The sequence below is a fragment of the Acidobacteriota bacterium genome (assembly GCA_016713675.1).
Lineage (GTDB): Bacteria > Acidobacteriota > Blastocatellia > Pyrinomonadales > Pyrinomonadaceae > OLB17.
Genome location: JADJOS010000001.1, coordinates 2,129,863 through 2,147,723, shown reverse-complemented (window position 1 = coordinate 2,147,723; position 17,861 = coordinate 2,129,863). Strand labels below are relative to the sequence as shown.

The 17,861-nt window shown below is 51.6% G+C and carries 20 protein-coding genes; 4 read left to right on the top strand and 16 right to left on the bottom strand.

Annotated features, from left to right (window positions below; all coding sequences use genetic code 11):
- Positions 1 to 112 precede the first annotated feature (112 nt).
- The 8 genes from IPK01_09825 to IPK01_09790 all read right to left on the bottom strand — a co-directional run bounded on the left by IPK01_09825 (position 113) and on the right by IPK01_09790 (position 4,202).
- The gene (locus tag IPK01_09825; GenBank protein ID MBK7933780.1) at positions 113 to 319 is read right to left on the bottom strand and encodes a hypothetical protein; all 207 of its coding nucleotides are present in this window, start codon (positions 317 to 319) and stop codon (positions 113 to 115) included.
- Positions 319 to 732, bottom strand: a complete 414-nt coding sequence (locus IPK01_09820) for a hypothetical protein (protein MBK7933779.1) — start codon at positions 730 to 732, stop codon at positions 319 to 321. The genes IPK01_09825 and IPK01_09820 overlap by 1 nt, the downstream gene beginning before the upstream one ends.
- A gap of 112 nt (positions 733 to 844) precedes the next feature.
- Positions 845 to 1,123, bottom strand: coding sequence for a hypothetical protein (locus IPK01_09815; protein ID MBK7933778.1), 279 nt, complete (start codon positions 1,121 to 1,123; stop codon positions 845 to 847).
- A gap of 31 nt (positions 1,124 to 1,154) precedes the next feature.
- Entirely contained in the window at positions 1,155 to 1,889 is a 735-nt protein-coding gene (locus IPK01_09810) for a hypothetical protein (GenBank protein MBK7933777.1), read from the bottom strand.
- A 99-nt stretch (positions 1,890 to 1,988) separates the two neighbouring features.
- Positions 1,989 to 2,516 carry a zinc ribbon domain-containing protein gene (locus IPK01_09805; protein ID MBK7933776.1) on the bottom strand — a complete coding sequence of 176 codons (528 nt, stop codon included), beginning with the start codon at positions 2,514 to 2,516 and terminating at the stop codon, positions 1,989 to 1,991.
- Between the two features lie 122 nt (positions 2,517 to 2,638).
- Positions 2,639 to 2,959 carry a hypothetical protein gene (locus tag IPK01_09800; GenBank protein MBK7933775.1) on the bottom strand — a complete coding sequence of 107 codons (321 nt, stop codon included), beginning with the start codon at positions 2,957 to 2,959 and terminating at the stop codon, positions 2,639 to 2,641.
- Positions 2,960 to 3,022: 63 nt separating this feature from the next.
- A complete protein-coding gene (locus tag IPK01_09795; GenBank protein ID MBK7933774.1) occupies positions 3,023 to 3,322 on the bottom strand; it encodes a hypothetical protein in 300 nt (99 codons plus the stop codon).
- Positions 3,323 to 3,935: 613 nt separating this feature from the next.
- Positions 3,936 to 4,202 (bottom strand): hypothetical protein, encoded by a 267-nt coding sequence (locus IPK01_09790; protein MBK7933773.1) that lies wholly within the window; start codon positions 4,200 to 4,202, stop codon positions 3,936 to 3,938.
- A 142-nt stretch (positions 4,203 to 4,344) separates the two neighbouring features.
- Between IPK01_09790 and IPK01_09785 the strand changes: the two genes are divergently transcribed.
- A complete protein-coding gene (locus IPK01_09785) occupies positions 4,345 to 5,565 on the top strand; it encodes a transcriptional regulator (protein MBK7933772.1) in 1,221 nt (406 codons plus the stop codon).
- Between the two features lie 114 nt (positions 5,566 to 5,679).
- On the opposite strand, the gene glmS is transcribed toward IPK01_09785, so the two are convergent.
- From glmS to yvcK, 3 genes are all read right to left on the bottom strand, one after another.
- Complete coding sequence (gene glmS, locus IPK01_09780; GenBank protein ID MBK7933771.1) at positions 5,680 to 7,542, bottom strand: glutamine--fructose-6-phosphate transaminase (isomerizing); 1,863 nt, start codon at positions 7,540 to 7,542, stop codon at positions 5,680 to 5,682.
- Positions 7,543 to 7,548: 6 nt separating this feature from the next.
- Positions 7,549 to 8,892 (bottom strand): bifunctional UDP-N-acetylglucosamine diphosphorylase/glucosamine-1-phosphate N-acetyltransferase GlmU, encoded by a 1,344-nt coding sequence (gene glmU, locus IPK01_09775; protein ID MBK7933770.1) that lies wholly within the window; start codon positions 8,890 to 8,892, stop codon positions 7,549 to 7,551.
- A 148-nt stretch (positions 8,893 to 9,040) separates the two neighbouring features.
- Positions 9,041 to 10,075 (bottom strand): uridine diphosphate-N-acetylglucosamine-binding protein YvcK, encoded by a 1,035-nt coding sequence (yvcK, locus tag IPK01_09770; GenBank protein ID MBK7933769.1) that lies wholly within the window; start codon positions 10,073 to 10,075, stop codon positions 9,041 to 9,043.
- A gap of 423 nt (positions 10,076 to 10,498) precedes the next feature.
- Here yvcK and IPK01_09765 point away from each other — a divergent pair, with 423 nt between their 5' ends.
- The 3 genes from IPK01_09765 to IPK01_09755 all read left to right on the top strand — a co-directional run bounded on the left by IPK01_09765 (position 10,499) and on the right by IPK01_09755 (position 12,360).
- Positions 10,499 to 10,981 (top strand): roadblock/LC7 domain-containing protein, encoded by a 483-nt coding sequence (locus IPK01_09765; GenBank protein ID MBK7933768.1) that lies wholly within the window; start codon positions 10,499 to 10,501, stop codon positions 10,979 to 10,981.
- A gap of 2 nt (positions 10,982 to 10,983) precedes the next feature.
- The gene (locus IPK01_09760) at positions 10,984 to 11,568 is read left to right on the top strand and encodes a GTPase domain-containing protein (GenBank protein ID MBK7933767.1); all 585 of its coding nucleotides are present in this window, start codon (positions 10,984 to 10,986) and stop codon (positions 11,566 to 11,568) included.
- A gap of 297 nt (positions 11,569 to 11,865) precedes the next feature.
- Positions 11,866 to 12,360: an SH3 domain-containing protein gene (locus tag IPK01_09755; GenBank protein ID MBK7933766.1), complete on the top strand. Its 495-nt coding sequence runs from the start codon at positions 11,866 to 11,868 to the stop codon at positions 12,358 to 12,360.
- 95 nt (positions 12,361 to 12,455) lie between these two features.
- Here the strand turns inward: IPK01_09755 and IPK01_09750 are convergent, their stop codons facing one another.
- From IPK01_09750 to IPK01_09730, 5 genes are read right to left on the bottom strand one after another with little or no spacing between them, the layout of a single operon-like run.
- Positions 12,456 to 12,887 carry a hypothetical protein gene (locus IPK01_09750; GenBank protein ID MBK7933765.1) on the bottom strand — a complete coding sequence of 144 codons (432 nt, stop codon included), beginning with the start codon at positions 12,885 to 12,887 and terminating at the stop codon, positions 12,456 to 12,458.
- A gap of 21 nt (positions 12,888 to 12,908) precedes the next feature.
- Entirely contained in the window at positions 12,909 to 14,213 is a 1,305-nt protein-coding gene (locus tag IPK01_09745) for a hypothetical protein (protein ID MBK7933764.1), read from the bottom strand.
- A 4-nt stretch (positions 14,214 to 14,217) separates the two neighbouring features.
- Positions 14,218 to 15,135: a hypothetical protein gene (locus IPK01_09740; protein ID MBK7933763.1), complete on the bottom strand. Its 918-nt coding sequence runs from the start codon at positions 15,133 to 15,135 to the stop codon at positions 14,218 to 14,220.
- 33 nt (positions 15,136 to 15,168) lie between these two features.
- On the bottom strand, positions 15,169 to 17,214 hold the full coding sequence (locus IPK01_09735; protein ID MBK7933762.1) for a DUF3160 domain-containing protein: 2,046 nt from the start codon (positions 17,212 to 17,214) through the stop codon (positions 15,169 to 15,171).
- A gap of 11 nt (positions 17,215 to 17,225) precedes the next feature.
- Positions 17,226 to 17,858: a hypothetical protein gene (locus tag IPK01_09730; protein ID MBK7933761.1), complete on the bottom strand. Its 633-nt coding sequence runs from the start codon at positions 17,856 to 17,858 to the stop codon at positions 17,226 to 17,228.
- Positions 17,859 to 17,861 lie beyond the last annotated feature (3 nt).

The window sequence follows — 17,861 nt, the reverse complement described above, 5'->3', positions numbered from 1 at the left end:
TCCACATTCAGCGCAGAACCTATTGGCTCCTAGGTTTGGTACTTTACAATTTGGACAGATCATAGTCTTTCGTAATTCTTGTCAAGTTTGTTCAGATCGGCTGACACAACATCTACATTTGATCCTTCAACGTCTTCGGTTTCGCTGTCTTCTTCTTGTTCCGTTCCCAAGGCTCCGTGTTGTAGAAGTTGTACGTATCCGGATTGAACAGGTCCGAGGCGGCCTGGCACCCAGTCGACGTGATGACGCCGCCGAGCAGAAGAAATGTGATCAGAATACTCTTGGTTTTTCGTTTGAAGTTCATATTTGGCCTTTTCATTATTGGAATGTATTCGTGTTGCCCGAAGAATCGGTCACATCAAGCACCGAATTGCCGAGGCGCAGCTTGTATGTGAACACATCAACATTTCCCGACACGGTTAAAGTCAACTTTCCGGGCGTTAGCGAAAAGGTTCCGCTATCGATTCGACCACCGGGGTGGATCTCATTGTACGCACCGTTCCATCCCGAACTGGATTTTCTTACCGACGTGAACTGAAATTGATGGCCTGGATTGGCGATGTTTGTCCAAGTACGCGATGCGAGAATATTGCCATCGTTCTGAATGGTGGTGTTGGTCTTGCCCTTGGTCATCGTGACCTTAGTAGGACCGTCGTCCATCTCTATCTGATTGCCGCCGTTTGAGACCTTGTACGCAACGATGGCGTTGATGCTTGCTGCATAAACTTTCAATTCGATAGTTTTGTTCGGCAGAACAACGTAGTCGCCAATGACCGCGCTCGAAGCGTCGGTTATCTTCCCTTCAAACTTTTGGTCTTTTTTTGTAGCGTACCCGAACGTCCAGTTAAAGAAGCTTCCGCTGGAATTTACGTCCCAGGTTCCTTCGAACGGATTGGACGATTTTGCCGGTGCCGCCGGCCCCGCCGGTGGAATTGCCAGCCGGATTGTTCTGAAGCACAACAACATCCTTCGAGTTTTCTTCGGTCATCGTGTCTGACGCCGGATCCGACCGCGAAGCACGTTGTTTCTTCTCGCCCGGGCAGCCGGTAAGCGGCAATACTATTGCGAATGCAAACAGCGAAAGCAGGAAATTTCGCATAACATTTTTGTCGTTCGTTTTCATTTTTCGTTTCTCCTCAATTCTCTGATCTCTACTACTGCTCACGCTGCTCGATCCGCGGCGGAGTCGCCCTGGGCTGCGGCAGATTTTCGTTTGGAACTTCTGGTTTCGGGGCAGGCGTAGGTTGCGGTTTTGGACGCGAACCGGCACGCACCATCTTCGATGTGATTCCCTTGTTGCCGAGGAAGGTTAGCGATTGCCCGTCTGCCGAGACCGTGACTTGCAGCGTTTTGTTCTCGACGCCGCCCGAGAAAAACTTGATCGCGTCTTCGCGAGAAACGACGTATTTCGCCGGCGCCTCCTGCCTATCGTTGACGAAGAAAGTATAGGTGCCGACAAACGTCTCGCCTTCGGCCTTAGGCTGTCCGAATTCGAATGCGACGTAATCGTCCGTTACGGTCGTCGTTTCCCAACGCCCGACGATCGCTTTCGCCTTTCTCTCGATCTCAGCGATCAACTCGTTCTCATCGCCCGAGCCAACATCCGCCGCCGACGCAGTCTGCTGAGCCAACACTCCATCTTCGACCGCTTCCTCTTCAGTCGCCTCGACCAAGTCGGCTGAATCCGGATCGACCGGCCGCTCGCCCGGATCGGACTCGAGATTTGGCTTGTCGCGCTTTACGACCTTGAGCTGCTTTTTCGGGGCGTCCTTGCCGGGATCGAAAAAGACTGAAAGCTCGCGACAGCCCGAAAGGCCCGCCAATAACGCAGCAACCAAAAGCAATTTGGCTATAGTGCCTGTTCTTTGTTTGAACTTTGATCTAAACATATTCACTTTGTGACCGATGGCAAAAGTCGCTTCCCACTCTCACCCATTTTTCTATTCGCCCGATAGAGAGCGAAACTACGCAAAATTGATCTTTTTAAACTAAGAACATTTGCTTAAACAGCTATCCCGCTTGCCGCCGCAGATCATCTCCTGGTCGTCAAATTGCCGATATTCAGCCATACATCTGTCGAATACCTGGTCGCATTTCTTGTTGCAGTTTACGGGCTTCTTTGTCGGTTTTGGCGCAGGCGGCGGCGTAGTTGCTGCAACTGTGACATCTGGTGTCGAGGTCGGAGCGGCGGCGGCCGGACTACTCGCACTAGGCACACTACTTACCGTCGGCGTCGCTGGCGATACGGCAGTTGACGAATTCGAAGCATTCTTAACTCGCGGAGTCGGTGCCGCCTCATTGTTTGCTGAGTTTGAACCTCTCAAAAATATGAATGCTACTAATCCGCCAATCACCAGCAGAGCCAATAAACCGCCGCCGATCACTAGTCCTTTGGATCCTGAGCGTACTGGCGCCGGCTGAGGCCGTGCCCCCCCGGCTAAAGGTGTTTGGAGGCCGCAACTGACACAAAACTTTGCAGTGTCAGGATTCTGAGTTCCACATTCTGGACAAAACATAAATAGTCTCCGCTAACTAGACGCCGCCGTTAAGCGTTGAAGATTAATTCGTATTGGCAGTAATTGTTCGTTTGATTCGATCGGTGCCCATCTAACCTCAACCGGCACCGGAAGTCGCCTGCCTAGCCGCAACTGATAAACTGAGTAGAAACATAACCAAAACCTCTTCTATATTTGATTCTGGTCCAATCATTTCCATAGCTATCTTGGACCACGTTGTAGGCCAATATCTGTGTTCCGATCTTCAAACTACCTATTACTCTGCCGCCCGGAGTTGATCGGACGCGAAGCGGCCGATCATCATTACCTGTTACAACGCAGTTATCTTGAAATAGCGGCGTTGATGTTAAGCTCGGGCTTGCTGATGTCGTTTGCGGCAAAAGGGCAGTACCGAATAACATAGCCAAGGCGACCGATGCGGTTATCGAAATTCTCTTCTTCATTATTAGTTCTCCTTAGTTCTTTTTTTGGTTACATGTTAATTGCGGCTGCGACACTGATAGATGTCACCTACAAGTTGTGTCATCCATCAATATCTCGCCTTTGATCCATTTTGTGCCGACCTTGGCTTTGACCACGATCAGGCCCTGGTGCATTTCGGGGATCGTCCACGAGAGTGCTGTGCCTTTCTTAAGCCTAATGGTCTTTTCGGTTGCCGAAACGAAAAACTTGGCATTGCTCTTCGAAACCCTGCAACTTGCAAAATTCGATCCGAATGCTTCGACACTTTCCGCATTCGTCGATTGATTAAAAAATATCGAGACTAGAATTACGGCGATGATCGAAAGTAATTTTGTTTTCTTCATGTTTCTTTCTTATTGACACTTAATTTCTGAATTCCGACCAGGTCCACAAACACCCCGATCGCGTTCTCATGAAGGAGGCCTTTAGATCGAGCCAAAGCCCACAGGTGCTAAGACTTAATTTTACACCGCGAGTGTGACCCTATCGTGGTGTGCGTTTCGGGTCATCAAGTTTTGCTATTAGACTGCAAGCTTCCGTCTTCCCATCCGCCGTCGTAAAATGATAAAAATCTGCATCCGGTGTCGGTTGCCATTTCACTAGATAACCCTTTTGGAAAGGTTTGTTGAAATCATTGACCAGAGTAACAGTAGCGTCATAGTAATTAACATCACGATATCTCGCTTTCCAACGTTCTCTAAAATCGCGACCAACGTCAATTGTAAGAGTGCATATGGTCTGGGCACCACGATCCACAGTCGCTTTCCCCCGTTGTACTCCAAAGCCTGAAACTAATTCTATCCCCCTTTTTAGGCGTGACACCTGCACAATTATCGTCAACCTTCCCGGGTCTTTCGTGAGCTGAAATGCTACCGCTGAAGACCATCATCAAACCAAACACCATCGTTAAGAACACGACTTTTTTCATTTTATTTTTCTCCATTGTCACTCTTCAATTCATTCCGCGGGCTCTAAAGCTATTGCCAGCGACGGCAAACAGATCATCAATGCTCCCGATTCCGCTTCGGTAGAATGTGCCGCGCCCGTTTCGACGACCTGGAAAATTCGACTTTGTTTGATGCCCAACAAAACGGCGGCTTGGGCGATCGCCAACATCGCTTCTCCGCATTCCGCACAAGTTGTCTGCTCACCCGTAGGCGTCTGACGAATGACGAATCTCCGCTTGGTGATAGTCAGTTCTTCAAAATTCCGTTTGATTTCCATACTTGCGTCTTATCGAAAACAGATCCGTTTGTCGGCGATGAGGACGAATTTATGATCTATGGAAAAAAATGTCTGGATTTTTTTTGGATTTATTTTGGATTTTTTGCGGATTGTGATTAAATACCAACGAAAATCAGGAATTATGGCTGGCGGCAATTTTCAAAGAGTAAACGAACTCTACCAATTTGGTGGGTTTCGCCTTGACGCAGCGGAGCGTCGGTTGTGGCGAGAGGACGAGGCTGTGCAGCTTGTTCCAAAGCAGTTTGACCTGCTACTTTTTTTCGTCGTGAATGCCGGCCGAGTAACGAAGAAAAATGAGATCCTCGACGCCGTCTGGCCCGATACATTTGTCGAAGAGACTACGTTAGCTCGAAATGTTTCGTGGCTCAGGAAGTTGCTCGAGACCGACGGCAGCGGCAAACAATTGATCGAAACCGTGCCAAAGGTTGGCTATCGCTTTACGCCCGAGGTCACGGAAGCCGACCAAAACGACTTACTGATCGTCGAGGAACAAACTGTTCGCTATTTCCGCAGCGAAGAGACGATCTCGCAGACGCCAACTCCAACCCGTCGTTTCTCGCCCGTATTTGCAGCAACGATGATCGGCCTTGTATTCGCCGTATTGGCGGTCAGCGGATATGGCGTTTACCGAAGCGTGGCGACTGCTCCGTCGACCAAAGCTCCGGATCGGCGGTCTTTGGTCGCAGCAGCATCCCATCAAAACGTCGTAAAGATCGGTTCGATCGTCAACCTGCAAAACCGCTATCCGAACGATGGTTCGTACCTCGACGCTTGGGGATCTGTTTGGAGTAAACCGGAGTTTAGACAAGTTCCGACCGAGACGATGTTCGTGTCCACCCACATCGAACCAAACCGTGACAGCGGTTCAGGAAGTTGGCAAATCGTCTCAGCGAACGGAAAGAGTGTCGGCGAGACACTCGTTGTTGGCGACCGTATCCATTTAAGGAATATGTACCCTAACGCTGGTTATCTCGATGCCTGTGGTTGGACCGAGCATTTGCGTGCATTTGAAAAGTTTGTCGATCAGACAGGTGCGATATTTACGACGAGATCGCCTAATCGAGACAATGGAACAGGAGTTTGGATCATTCGTTCTGCCACCCAAGCCGAAGGATCGCTGATACTTGAAGGTGACAGTATCGCCATCGAAAGCAGCTATTTCATCAATGACAACGGCAAAAACCGTGTCTCGGGCTTTCTTAATGTTGCCGGGAAAGTGAGCGATATTCCGTCTTTCGCGGATCACAATGGCTCGAAATTGGTCTTCACCAAAAGCATCTCGTACAACGAGCCGATTCCCGACATCTGGACCATTACCAAAAGCAACGCCTTTCCTGAATAAAGGTCAAAACTCTGTATCTGATGTCAAACGACCGCGGCGGGCGACGCTCGCCAAAAAACAAAAGGCACGAAACGTGATCTCCGTTTCGTGCCTTTCTTTGTCAGGTTTTTGCGTCTATTCTACCGTCACTGATTTCGCCAGATTTCTCGGTTGATCGACATCGCAGCCGCGGCGAACCGCGATGTGGTACGAAAGCAACTGCAACGGGACGATCGAAAGGATCGGGCCGAGTAGATCACTCGTTTCGGGTATCTCTATTACGTGGTTCGAGACTTTGCTGCTCATAGTGTCTCCCTCGGTCAATACAGAAACGATGATGCCGTCACGCGATTTGACCTCGACGATGTTCGAGTGTGTTTTCTCATAACGCAGTTCGCTCGCCGCATTTCCCTTTTCCCGCGTATTTACGATCACGACGGGCAATTTTTCGTCGATAAGTGCGTTCGGGCCGTGCTTCATCTCGCCCGCAGGATAGCCTTCGGCGTGGATGTAGCTTATCTCCTTTAACTTCAATGCACCTTCGAGAGCGACAGGGAAATTGATGCCGCGGCCTAAGTATAAGAAATCCTGTACGCGGAAAAACTCTTTCGATAGTTCCTCGATCGAATCAGCGTCGTTCAAAAGCTGTTCGATCTTCAGCGGCAATTCAGCGAGGTCCTGAGCAAGCTTTTTCGCTCGCGTTTCGTCGATACGCCCGCGAACATCTCCAAAATGCATAGCAAACAGATACAAAGCGACCATCTGTGCGGTAAAAGCCTTGGTCGAGGCCACACCGATCTCAGGCCCGGCGTGCGTCAGGATGGTGCCGTCAGCTTCGCGGGTGATCATCGAGCCTTGAACATTGCAGATAGCGAGTATCTTACATCCCGCCTGTTTCGCCTCGCGCATGGCGGCGATGGTGTCGGCAGTCTCGCCCGACTGCGAGATGACAATGATCAGATCGGTCTCGCTCAGAACCGGTTCTCGGTAACGAAATTCCGAAGCGTAATCGACCTCGACCGGCACGCGTGCCAGCGATTCGATCATATATTTCCCGGCAAGTCCCGCATGCCACGAAGTTCCGCACGCTGCGATCTTGACCGACGTAACGCCCCTCAGATCATCATCCGAAATATCCATCGGATCGAGATAAACTTTGCCCGTATCAAGCGAAACACGCCCCTGCGAGGTATCACGAACCGCACGCGGCTGCTCGTATATCTCCTTGAGCATAAAGTGCTTAAAGCCGCCTTTCTCAGCCTGGATCGGATCCCAAGTGATCCGCTGCTGCTCAGGCTCGACAATATTTCCGTCAAAATCCGTAACGCGAACCGAGTCTTTCGTCAAAATTGCGATCTCGCGGTCACCGAGAAAAAATACGTCACGCGTGTGGGCGAGAATAGGCGGGATATCCGACGCAACAAAAAATTCGCCGTCACCCAGACCAATAACGACCGGCGGGCCTTCGCGAACCGAAACGATCATATCCGGCTCATCGACCGAGATGATAGACAGGGCAAAAATTCCCTTCAATTCTTTGACGGTTTTTCGGACAGCAAGTTCGAGCGACAAACCTTCGTTGTCGATATAATGCCCGATCAGGTGAGCAACGACCTCGGTATCAGTCTCGGTATAGAACTTATGACCGTTTTCCTGCAAACGCTCCTTTAGCGTCAGATAATTTTCGATAATACCGTTGTGAACCACCACGACCTTGCCCGATTGGTCACGATGCGGATGAGCATTTTCCTCAGTCGGCCGTCCGTGGGTCGCCCAACGCGTATGCCCGATCCCGTAATTCCCGTCCAGCGGATTCAGCCGTATCGCTTCCTCAAGATTTCGCAGTTTCCCCTCGGCCCGCCGCAGCGAAAGATGATGGTCATCATCCACAACCGCGATTCCCGCCGAGTCATACCCGCGATACTCCAGCTTACGCAAACCGTCGATGATCAACGGCACAACCTGTTTATTCCCAACGTATCCAACAATTCCGCACATAAATTTCTAATCGTCTATCTTCGAAAGGTCTCTTATGGATCTGGCCGGAGCACCGACGGCTAATTTATTCGCCGGTATATCTTTTGTCACCACACTTCCTGCACCAGTGACCGCTCCATCGCCGACGGTGACAGGTGCGACGAGCATCGTGTCCGAACCGATCTTGACTCGGCTGCCGATGTGGGTCTCGTGCTTGTTTTTGCCGTCGTAATTGCACGTGATCGTTCCGGCACCGATGTTTGTTTTTTCGCCAATGGTGGCATCACCGAGGTAGGTCAAGTGGCTGGCCTTTGATCCCTTTCCTAGCCTTGTTTTCTTTAGTTCGACAAAATTGCCGACCTTCGAGCCCTCTTCCATTACCGCTTTGCCGCGAAGATGAGCCATTGGGCCGACGGTGCAGTTTTCACCGATCTGGGAATCAGTTATCACACAGTTTTCGAGTATCTCGACGCCGCTCGCGATATTTGAATTTGTGATTCGCGTTCCGGAGCGTAACGAACATTTTTCACCTATGACGCTATCGCCCTCGATCGTGACATTCGGATAAATTACCGTGTCCCGGCCGACGGACGCTCCGGCGGATATATAAACACTCTTTGGATCGATGAATGTCACGCCGCTTTCCAGCATAAGACGCGAAATGGTGCTCTTTCTGATCGTCTTTTCCATTCCCGCGAGTTGACGGCGGTCGTTGACGCCTTCGATCTCGTGTTCATCGTTGTGTAGGAAGATCGCGACATCATCGCCCTGCTCACAAAGGATCTGCGGCACATCGGTAAGATAATATTCGCCCTGAGCGTTGTTGTTTTGAACATTAGCAAGTGCAGCAAAAAGCTTTCTGGCATTAAAGCAATATATGCCCGAGTTGATCTCTTCTATCTCCAGCTGATCGTCCGAAGCGTCCTTCTGCTCGACAATGCGTTCAAACGAACCATTCTCGTCCCGCAGAACACGGCCGTAACCGCTTGGGTCTTCCAATCTTACGGTCAAAACCGTACACGCTGCACCTTTGCCGCGAAACCTATGATGCAATTTGACGAGTTCGGTCAAGGTCTCGCTCCTTATCATCGGAACATCGCCGGAAAGCACAAGCAAAGTAGAATCTGAATCCGCCAGGAATTCACGAGCAGCATTGACGGCGTCGCCGGTGCCCAACATCTGCTTTTGCCAGGCAAATGCGGCCGACGAATCATCAAGTTCATTCAAAACCGCAGCCCTTACATCTTCGCCCTGATGCCCAACAACAACATATATCTTCGCCGGACCGAGCGTTGCCGCTGTTCGGCAGACGTGATCGATCAGAGGCCTGCCATCGAGTTTGTGCAGGACCTTCGCCAGGTCGGATTTCATTCGCGTGCCCAAACCGGCAGCGAGAATTAAGATATTGAGATCAGTATTCACTATTAGATTTTACCGGGATTACACGGATAAGCACGATAGATCCAAGTCGCCTACGAAGCAATATCTTGTAAATCCTGTATATCCTGTTTCAATTTTCTTACGCAACACTAGCCGTCTCCCGAGGCTGCAGAGCACAAAGCAGAGCCACCTGCGCAAGGCGTTCCGGGTCGTGGCGGACCATTTCACCGTCGCTCAACAGATTACCATAAACGATCTCCGAACCCTCGATCGTCTCGGGCGTTATCGACCCGTGAACTCCGATCTGTTCGGCCCCTTCGTCAGCATATTTTTCCATCTGCGATTCGCTGATCGGATGATCGTTTACCACAACGTAGTCAAACTCGATCTGCGGGGCATACTCGCGAAATAATTCGATGTGATGCCTCGCAGAAAATCCGTCCGTCTCGCCCGGCTGCGTCATAAGATTACAAATGAACATCTTTACGGCCTTAGACTCGGCGATCGCGTCGGCCACGCCATCAACCAATATCGGCGGCAATAAACTAGTAAATAATGAACCGGGTCCGACAGAGATCACGTCAGCATTTTTGATTGCAGCTAGAGCGTCAGGTAGCGGTTGGCAATTGGCAGGCTCAAGAAATAGCCGTTTGATCATACTTCCGACAAGGCCGATCTTCGTCTCGCCTCGGATTATCTTGCCGTCCGAGAGTTCCGCGGCAAGACGTACGTCGGCGTCTGTCGCAGGGTAGATATGTCCTTTGCTGGCAAGGATCTCTGACGACAATTTCACAGCTTCAGCAAAGTCGCCTGTTATCTCTGAGAGAGCCGCGAGAAAAATGTTGCCGAATACATGTCCGCCAAGATCACCGTCACCTCGAAACCTATGTTTGAACAATTTCGAAAGCGTTTGAGAGTCTTCTGACAGTGCGACCATGCAATTGCGAATATCACCCGGCGGCAGCATATTCAGCTCATCGCGCAATCGTCCCGAACTTCCCCCGTCGTCCGTCACCGCGACTATCGCTGACAGATCTTCGAGCCAGATCGGTTCCGTCTCTCCCGCATTTACAAAACGCTTGAGCCCGGAAAGCAGTGTCGACAGACCATTGCCGCCGCCGATGGCAACAAAGTTCAGGCCCTTTGTATTATTGGAGAAGAGGTGATGCTTCATGGCAACGGGTATCACAACCCGATAACTAGGCGAGTTTGACGGTCGAATATAATAAACGTGCTACAAGCCGACGAGCGCTGTCGGTCAAATCGATACTAGCATTTTTCGATATCTGGCATCAATCAAATTTATGGACCTCAGTAATTCTCTTCGGTCGCTTCGTGAATGTTGGTGAACTTCACGTGGTCGCCCGTTAAGACCATCCCAATCCGATCAACGCTGAAAAACTTTCGGAGTTCCGGGAGTACAAGCAAAGCTAAATTCACAAAAATGAACATCGGTCCCAAAAAAACCTTGTCGCGGCCAACGTTGTTGTGCTAAGTTTATAGACGGATAGCAAATTACGTTATCCGTCCGCATTGCCGTTAAAAATTCACCAGCAATAAACTTTCCCCGGCTTTGTCGATCAGGCCGGAAGATCAAATGGCAGAGACGCCCTTCATAATACAAGAACACCAATTTTCGAGGATCAAGCATATCCTCGCTCGCCTCTGCGTCGAATGCGCAGCCCGTGTCGTAATGCTTGTCGATCGCGATGGCCAACCGATCGCCCACCACGGCGAGATCGGCGATATGGATACGACCAGTTTTTCGAGCCTCGCGGCCGGCAATGTCGCTGCGACGAGCAGCATGGCAAAGCTGATCGGCGAAGACACATTTCCGGCGGTCGTCCATGAGGGCGAACGCGAGAGCATTTATATTAGTGTCATCGGCCGAAGCCTGCTTGTGATAGTATTTGACGAGCGATCTACGCTCGGACTTGTAAAAATTAGATCAAAACGCGCGAGCCATGACGTAGCTGCGCTGCTCGACGAAGCCACGCAGGATTCGGCGAATTTTCGTATCAACCAGAATTCGTTCTTTTCGGAGATCACAGACGAGGATATTGACAGCCTCTTTAGTTGATTATGACTTTCATCAATTACGCATCGCGGGAAATAAATTGCAAGATCGTATATTACGGTCCGGGACTGTGCGGCAAGACGACGAATCTCCAGTATATTTATGATTCGACGGCACCGCAGGCAAAAGGCAAATTGATCAGCCTTGCGACCGAGACAGACCGAACGCTTTTCTTTGATTTTATGCCGCTCGAACTGGGTACTGTTCGCGGATTTAAGACGCGTTTTCACCTTTACACAGTCCCCGGCCAAGTCTATTACGACGCTTCGCGAAAGTTGATCCTCAAAGGCGTCGACGGCGTCGTTTTCGTCGCCGACAGTCAGGAAGAGCGTATGGACGCCAACATCGAATCGCTGTACAACCTCGAAGAGAATCTCGGCTCGCAGGGCTATGACCTCGCTCAGATCCCATACGTGCTGCAGCTCAACAAACGCGACCTGCCAAACGTCACGCCGATCGAAGAACTTTCCGGCGAACTCATCCGCAAAGGCGAGCCCGTTTTCGAAGCTGTCGCCACCAACGGCACCGGCGTTTTCGACACACTCAAGGCCGTCGCAAAACAAGTGCTCACAGAACTAAGAAAGGGCTAGTTTCCTTTGATCTTCTCCATTTCAAAAGGCCGGGCGATCCCTGGCCTTTTTTTGATTTAAAGATCAGAATGCCGCATGGTATTGGGAATATCTCGCGACCACAGTGAATATCTTCGCGGCGATCGTTCGTGCGTATCGCATGCCCTTAAAGATCGGAGTAAAATGTAGGATTTTCAACATATTACTTGTGCTCGGCTGGCATAAATATTGCGTGTTTCATAGTGTTATGGATGTTCCAAAATAGGTTTGTCATGGACATTCATTTTGCCCGCGTTTCTAGGCAAAAAGGAGGCAATTATGAGACGGAACACAATAAGCTCACTTCTGCCGTTAGGTATTTTGCTCGCAGTCGGTTTGGCGTGTAACGGACTACCTACGATCCAGACCCAGCAGTCAGCACCACCGCCGGCAGCCACGCCGGCTCCTCAGGCGACCGCGGCTCCACAGGCAACGCCGGACCAGGATAATGCGATCCTGTTACAGAAGCTCGCCGAGCTTGAAAAAAAGATCGACGACCAGAAAAAGGCGGGGAAAACAGTCGCTCCACCGGTGATAAACTCCCGGGGAACGACGGCGTGGGTCAATTCGCCCGGCGACGGCTTTCTCGCATTGAGAAGCGATCCGAACTCGAATATAGGCTACCGGATCTTACAGATCCCGCACGGAGCGAATGTTCGCGTTCTCAGCTGCCAGGGCTACTCGCAAAATATCGGCGGCCGAACCGGACGCTGGTGCCGAGTCAGCTACGGCGGTACTACCGGCTGGGCTTTCGATGGCTGGCTGGTCTATTGATCCTATTTTATAAACAAACAATGCCTCGGCACTAGAAAAGGCTCGATCTGTGTTTTATTGCCGATCGAGCCTTCTTCTCCAAAATAATATGATGGTCAATCCCAAAAATCCCCAACGGTTATTCCGCTTCTGGTCTGCCCGGCTTTGACCTTGACAACGATCGGTGCTTTCGACGTACACTCGACGCTCATACCGCACTTTACGAATTCGTTATAGTATCCCTTATGGCCCGGCATCTCGCTAGTTTTTGCATAGATGTAGTACGAAGCTGCCGGAAGCGAGACTGAGTATGACGCCGCTCGATAGTTAAGCCTAAATGCGATCTTTGCGGCCGTTAGTTTTGCGGCACGATCGTTCGAGCAGTATGTCGGCTCGGCGTACAGTGAGGTCACCGTAACGCAAAGCACCATATCGGTGGGAATCCCGTCGCTCGGATAGGTCAGTTTTCCGGTGATCTTCCCTGACTGAGCAGCGGCAGATATCGAAAACCCAATTAAAAGTGCTGTAATTAAGATCAGTTTTTTCATACATTTGTCCTCCAATGATTTCTAAAGCCCTTTGATCGTCACCATTCCCTTTCCACCGCTTGCGGCATTTTGTGCCCATGTCGAAGGTTCGGAATCGATCACGGTATAAGTTCCCGGCGGCAATTCGATCTTGCGATTAACTTCCCAATAGACCCGATTTCTGACGCTGGCCACCCATGGGCCGTAAATCTTTCCATTCTGATCCCTGAGTCCGATCGTTCCGCCATTCGATCCTTTTCCACCATTCCAATGGTATGTCATTATCTGAGAGATAGTTGTCGCAGACTTGACCGCAAAGTTCGGCGGCGTACCGCCATTTTGGACGGCGTAGTCGTTTCCGGTTGTGAACAGTTGTTTTGGCTGTCCGGCCGGGGCCGCATCTCCGACCTTCGGAGTCCCAACTCCTTTCGCTTTCAAACTGCCTCCGACGACCCAACCGTGCGGGCCGTAGTTGGCGTTTTGTTCCATCAGGCTGATCGAAAAGCTGCCGGTTGCTCCGGTTGTGACCGGCACCGACAACGAGAATGACTTGTTCAGCTTTTCGCCTTTTTGAGCAATGTAGCCGTATTCCTTTTTCTCTTTTCCTACTGCAACCGAAACGACGATCTCGTAATAGTCCATCGAGCCCGGGCCGCTCGAAGGATTATCGCTTACAGCCTTGCCCGAAACGGTCAGCATATTACCCTTTAGTTCCCCGGTATACTGCCTACCGGCGACGTTTCCGCGATCTCCGCCTGTTGGCGGATCAAGCCTGGCACCTGTGATCGTATAACTAAGATGTCCCCAATATCCGGGCAGTTCAAGAGTCAGGCTTGTTGAATCAGCTGGGCCCGAAGGCTTTGTCGATGGTGTTGGAGTCGAAACGACCCTCGCCGTTTTATCCGGTACATAGTTGAATGGAAGGTATGTCAATGCAAACTCGATCCGATCCATTTCACGCCCTGTTTTTGCATCCCGGATCTTGTCGTTCATCCAACGCAGATCGCCATATCGCCAGTAAAACTTTCGTTCCCAGGCCGCCAGCAGATCCGCCTGGCGCTTACGTTCGGTTTCCATCTTCTCCCTCAAAGCGCGGATCTCAGCTACGTCACCCGGATCGACAGCTTTTCCGGCAAGCGCACCGTACGCTGCCATTAGCGCATCGTTAAATTTCGCCTTGATCTGAGCCTCAAGCGGGGCCTCGACGCGTCGGCTTTCCTTATATTGATTGTACAAACGCCACGCCTGTGCCTCATCTGCATCGCGAGGTGTAAATGTCCCCTGAGCGGAAACAGTCAGCACTGCGGCAGCCAATAGCAGTATCGTAAATATCGTCTTGATCTTCATATTCTCACCTCATCTTTGATACGCCACCCACTGCGCTGCCCAGATCCACAGTACCGGAAACGTAATAGGTAAATCCTTCCGGATTGCCGCCCGAGATACTGACATCGATGGTCAAACTTCCGTCGTTTTCGGCCGGAACCATTGATGCAGAAAACGAAACGCTTCCGCCATTGGTTGAGATCTTGCGGGTTTCGGCAATGATGCTCCTTCCGGACGCCGTTTTCACAATCACATTTGCAGTGTAGTCATAATAAGAAATGCCGCCCTTTCCCGTAATTTCGATCTTGACCGTGAGCGGACCGCCGCCGATCATTGCGGCTCTGAAACCGGTGCCGTTGTTTCGCCAGCCCGGCTTGTCTTCGGTCGTGAATCCGGAAACCGGCGCAAGCGTTACGCGAATATGCGACCAACTCTCGGCATTTCCCTTTTCAGCGACCCCGGCGTCTTTACTCGTAACCATTGTGGAAGGAACGACGCCCTTTTTGTAATTGAACGGAAAATAGGTAAGAGCAAACTCGATCCGGTCCATTTCGCGGCCTGTCTTGACATCGCGAACCCGGTCGGCCATCCAGCGAAGATCCCCATATCGCCAATAGAATTTCTTTTCCCAAGCGGGCTCAAGTTCTGCCTGTCGTTTGCGTTCCAGATTCAGTGTCACCGTCATCGCCTGAGCTTGGGCAAGCGCCTCGCGATCGGTGCCCAGAATGCCGAATTGCCCGTAAGTGGCCATGATCGAATCGCTGAATTTCTGCTTGATCTGTGACTCAAGCATTGACTCGATCTTTTTGCTGTCTTTGTATTGCTGGTAGATGGTCCAGGCTTCTTGCTCATCCGCGTCCCGCGGCGTATAAGTACTCTGGGCTGAAATTACCAAACATGCCGTTGCCGCTATCAATACTAAATATGCTGCTTTGAAGATCATGATCTCACCTCCTTATCGCTGGGCCTTCGCGATCTATTTCTGTGCGCCGGAAATCAAAAACGACCGCGTCCAAGCCGGCGGTGCCGGCACACGGCCCGCGTTTACCATCTTCTGCCATTTCTCGTCGGTAAGACGGTCGGCCGCCGGATGGATGAATTCGTAATAGCTGAAAACTGCTCCGCGCGTAAGTACCAGTCTCCCCTCGACCGGAACGATCACCAGTATCTCGTTGGCATTCCCGACGGCTTCTTCAAGCACCTCGTCTCCGCCGGTGTGAACGTCGGCGATGCATGCCATCTCTTTGTCAGCCTCGTTGACGAGTTCCCAAGTGTCCGGATTTCCGGTCATTACCGACAGCGTCATATACTCGAGCGTGCCGCCGATCGCCCGGATCGATTGATACTCGTCCTCGGTCAGTTTTTCGTTCCGCAGTTCTTTTTCCGAGATGGTTTTAAGATTGGAGATCAATTCCTCGAACGTCTCGAAGCGTCCTTCGAGTTCCTCGGGCATCAGCTTACGGTCGTTCAGACCTTGGCGCGATCTGCGGGTCAGATCTAACATCTGCGACCAGAACTTGACGTTGGGCTCTACGTAACCTTTATAAGGAGCCGGTTCGCTGCCGTCGCCCATTTCCGCTCCGCTCTGTTTGCCGTATAGGATCGTGTCGTGACGAAGCTGAGCCCACGATGCGAGCGATGTATTGAGCGACTTGTCTGTCCAAGCCTGATTCTGCATGAACGACGGATAGCCCGGCGGAACCGGTTCGTTAAGCGTTTTGAGTGCTCCGAGCCATCTCCAATAAAGGTTGGATGTCCAGACCTCAGGCATAACCGCGCTGAACTGCTGCAAAAGTTTCGCCCGTTCTGCTCGATATGCCTCCCAGTTTTGCGGATTGTAAACCCGCGGATTTGCATCGAGAATGCTCGCGGCACGTTCGCTGCCTAGCACTGCCATTACATCGAGTCCGGCGGGAAATACACGTTTGATCGGCACCGACAGTTTTTGCAGGATCTCGCTGTCGGGAATGTACCGCTGGCCCATGAACCGGAACTGCGTGTTCGGGTCCGGAGCGATGGTCTTGCCGGGCTCGATCAGCCGCCGGTATTGTATCTGCGCCGGCCGCAGAAGCTGGGCGGCTTCGACGAACCGCTCAAATTTCTCAGCGTCCGCAAACGAAGAGACCGCGGCATTCGCGCCGAATGTCTTGTCCATCGCCGATTTCCATTCTGCCGGCGTCAGGTCGTCCGACGTGCCGACATAGAACGCGGTCGGCTCGTAGATCGCTTCCCAATCACTGATCAGGTTGGTCCGGTAGAGCGACCGTGTCAGCAGCAGGCTCTGACGGATCGTTTCGTCGGCTCTGCCCGTATTCGAGCGAAGTGCGAACGGAGCGAGGCCGTACCACATCATTACGCGAAAGTATCTTTGCAGAGTCTCGCTTCGGGTGTAATGTCCGCGGGGCACGAACAGAGAATAGTCGATCTCATACGGAAATATCGCCCCGACCTTCATGCCCGCGTGATCGTCGATAAGGTCCATTTCGAGACGGATCAGGTTTTCCGCCTGGGCCGGCACCTTTGGCTGGAGCCCAAGGTTGCGGGCAGCGACGGCAAAATAGACGACGTTCTTGAGCGCAGCTTCTCTTAACCCACTGTCCTCCGCCTCGTTCCAAATCTTTACGGAATCGGCCAGCATTCCCTCAGTCAAACGAACGAGAACCGGCGTCAGTGCCTGCTCCTCGACTGTCCGAAGAGTGAAATCAAAAAAAATGTGATACAGATGCAGCACCGAGTCCGTTGTGACGAACGACGGGATGTCCTTGTAGTCGTTGTCCTCGTAGATGTGGAAGAGCTGCTTCGACTTGGTTGGTGAAACAGCAAACAGGTGCTTCGCGAGCATTGCCCGTTTAGCCGCAGTGACCGGCATCTTGCGGTTAAAGTGCTTTAAATTAGACACCTCGGCGAGCGTAGCCGAGACCTTATACGGTTTGACCTTTGCATTTTGTGCATTTGCGCTCAGCAAACTGAGGGCCAACACTACGGCCGCTAGAATCCCCGTCTTCAATTTATCGCTTTTCATAACTAACTCCTTCATTGATCGAACGGCAGAACGACCGTTCCGCCATCCGCCAGTATCGAGATGCGGCCTTTGCCTGCATCCAAAATTGCTGCATTTGCCCATTCGCCCTTGCGCCGAACGAGCGTAAAACCAAAGCTGTCCCAACGGTAGATCGCGGCGCCTTTCCGTCCATCTCGTGCGGTTTCGATCGCCAGGAGCTCGTTGCCCGGACCGTCGTCAAGATCGGCAAATAGGAAATCGGTAAATGGCCGTCCGAGCGATGAGCCGAGCCACTTCGGAAATACCTCATCGCCCGACCAGCCGTAGATAAACAGGCAATTGTGCGGCTTTGGAAAAAATTTGGTCGATTTGAAAACGGCGATCGTGATCTCGAGTTTGCCGTCGCCGTCCACGTCGGCGATCTGCAGCTTCCAGGGTTTCCATTTACCAGGAACACCTGACCAAACGGCCTCGCCGCCTCGCATTATCCGCAGCGTCATTTCGCGTTCGCTATCCAGGTCGATCCGCTCGATCCTGCCGTCGCGGTCGAGATCGGAATCGATAACAGCCCTTAACGACGACGCCTGCGACGGAAAAGACCCAACAATGATAAGCACCGCGACCAACGCCGCCTCAACGAAATGGTGTTTTCTAAGATCGAACATATC

Coding starts and splice junctions, on each gene's coding strand:
- IPK01_09760 (MBK7933767.1), top strand. CDS start 10,984: ATGACTTTCATCAATTACGCATCGCGGGAAATAAATTGCAAGATCGTA.
- yvcK (MBK7933769.1), bottom strand. CDS start 10,075: ATGAAGCATCACCTCTTCTCCAATAATACAAAGGGCCTGAACTTTGTT.
- glmS (MBK7933771.1), bottom strand. CDS start 7,542: ATGTGCGGAATTGTTGGATACGTTGGGAATAAACAGGTTGTGCCGTTG.
- IPK01_09785 (MBK7933772.1), top strand. CDS start 4,345: ATGGCTGGCGGCAATTTTCAAAGAGTAAACGAACTCTACCAATTTGGT.
- IPK01_09730 (MBK7933761.1), bottom strand. CDS start 17,858: ATGTTCGATCTTAGAAAACACCATTTCGTTGAGGCGGCGTTGGTCGCG.
- IPK01_09810 (MBK7933777.1), bottom strand. CDS start 1,889: ATGTTTAGATCAAAGTTCAAACAAAGAACAGGCACTATAGCCAAATTG.
- IPK01_09800 (MBK7933775.1), bottom strand. CDS start 2,959: ATGAAGAAGAGAATTTCGATAACCGCATCGGTCGCCTTGGCTATGTTA.
- IPK01_09735 (MBK7933762.1), bottom strand. CDS start 17,214: ATGAAAAGCGATAAATTGAAGACGGGGATTCTAGCGGCCGTAGTGTTG.
- IPK01_09805 (MBK7933776.1), bottom strand. CDS start 2,516: ATGTTTTGTCCAGAATGTGGAACTCAGAATCCTGACACTGCAAAGTTT.
- IPK01_09755 (MBK7933766.1), top strand. CDS start 11,866: ATGAGACGGAACACAATAAGCTCACTTCTGCCGTTAGGTATTTTGCTC.
- IPK01_09795 (MBK7933774.1), bottom strand. CDS start 3,322: ATGAAGAAAACAAAATTACTTTCGATCATCGCCGTAATTCTAGTCTCG.
- IPK01_09750 (MBK7933765.1), bottom strand. CDS start 12,887: ATGAAAAAACTGATCTTAATTACAGCACTTTTAATTGGGTTTTCGATA.
- IPK01_09825 (MBK7933780.1), bottom strand. CDS start 319: ATGAAAAGGCCAAATATGAACTTCAAACGAAAAACCAAGAGTATTCTG.
- IPK01_09790 (MBK7933773.1), bottom strand. CDS start 4,202: ATGGAAATCAAACGGAATTTTGAAGAACTGACTATCACCAAGCGGAGA.
- IPK01_09740 (MBK7933763.1), bottom strand. CDS start 15,135: ATGATCTTCAAAGCAGCATATTTAGTATTGATAGCGGCAACGGCATGT.
- IPK01_09815 (MBK7933778.1), bottom strand. CDS start 1,123: ATGAAAACGAACGACAAAAATGTTATGCGAAATTTCCTGCTTTCGCTG.
- IPK01_09745 (MBK7933764.1), bottom strand. CDS start 14,213: ATGAAGATCAAGACGATATTTACGATACTGCTATTGGCTGCCGCAGTG.
- glmU (MBK7933770.1), bottom strand. CDS start 8,892: ATGAAATCCGACCTGGCGAAGGTCCTGCACAAACTCGATGGCAGGCCT.
- IPK01_09765 (MBK7933768.1), top strand. CDS start 10,499: ATGGCAGAGACGCCCTTCATAATACAAGAACACCAATTTTCGAGGATC.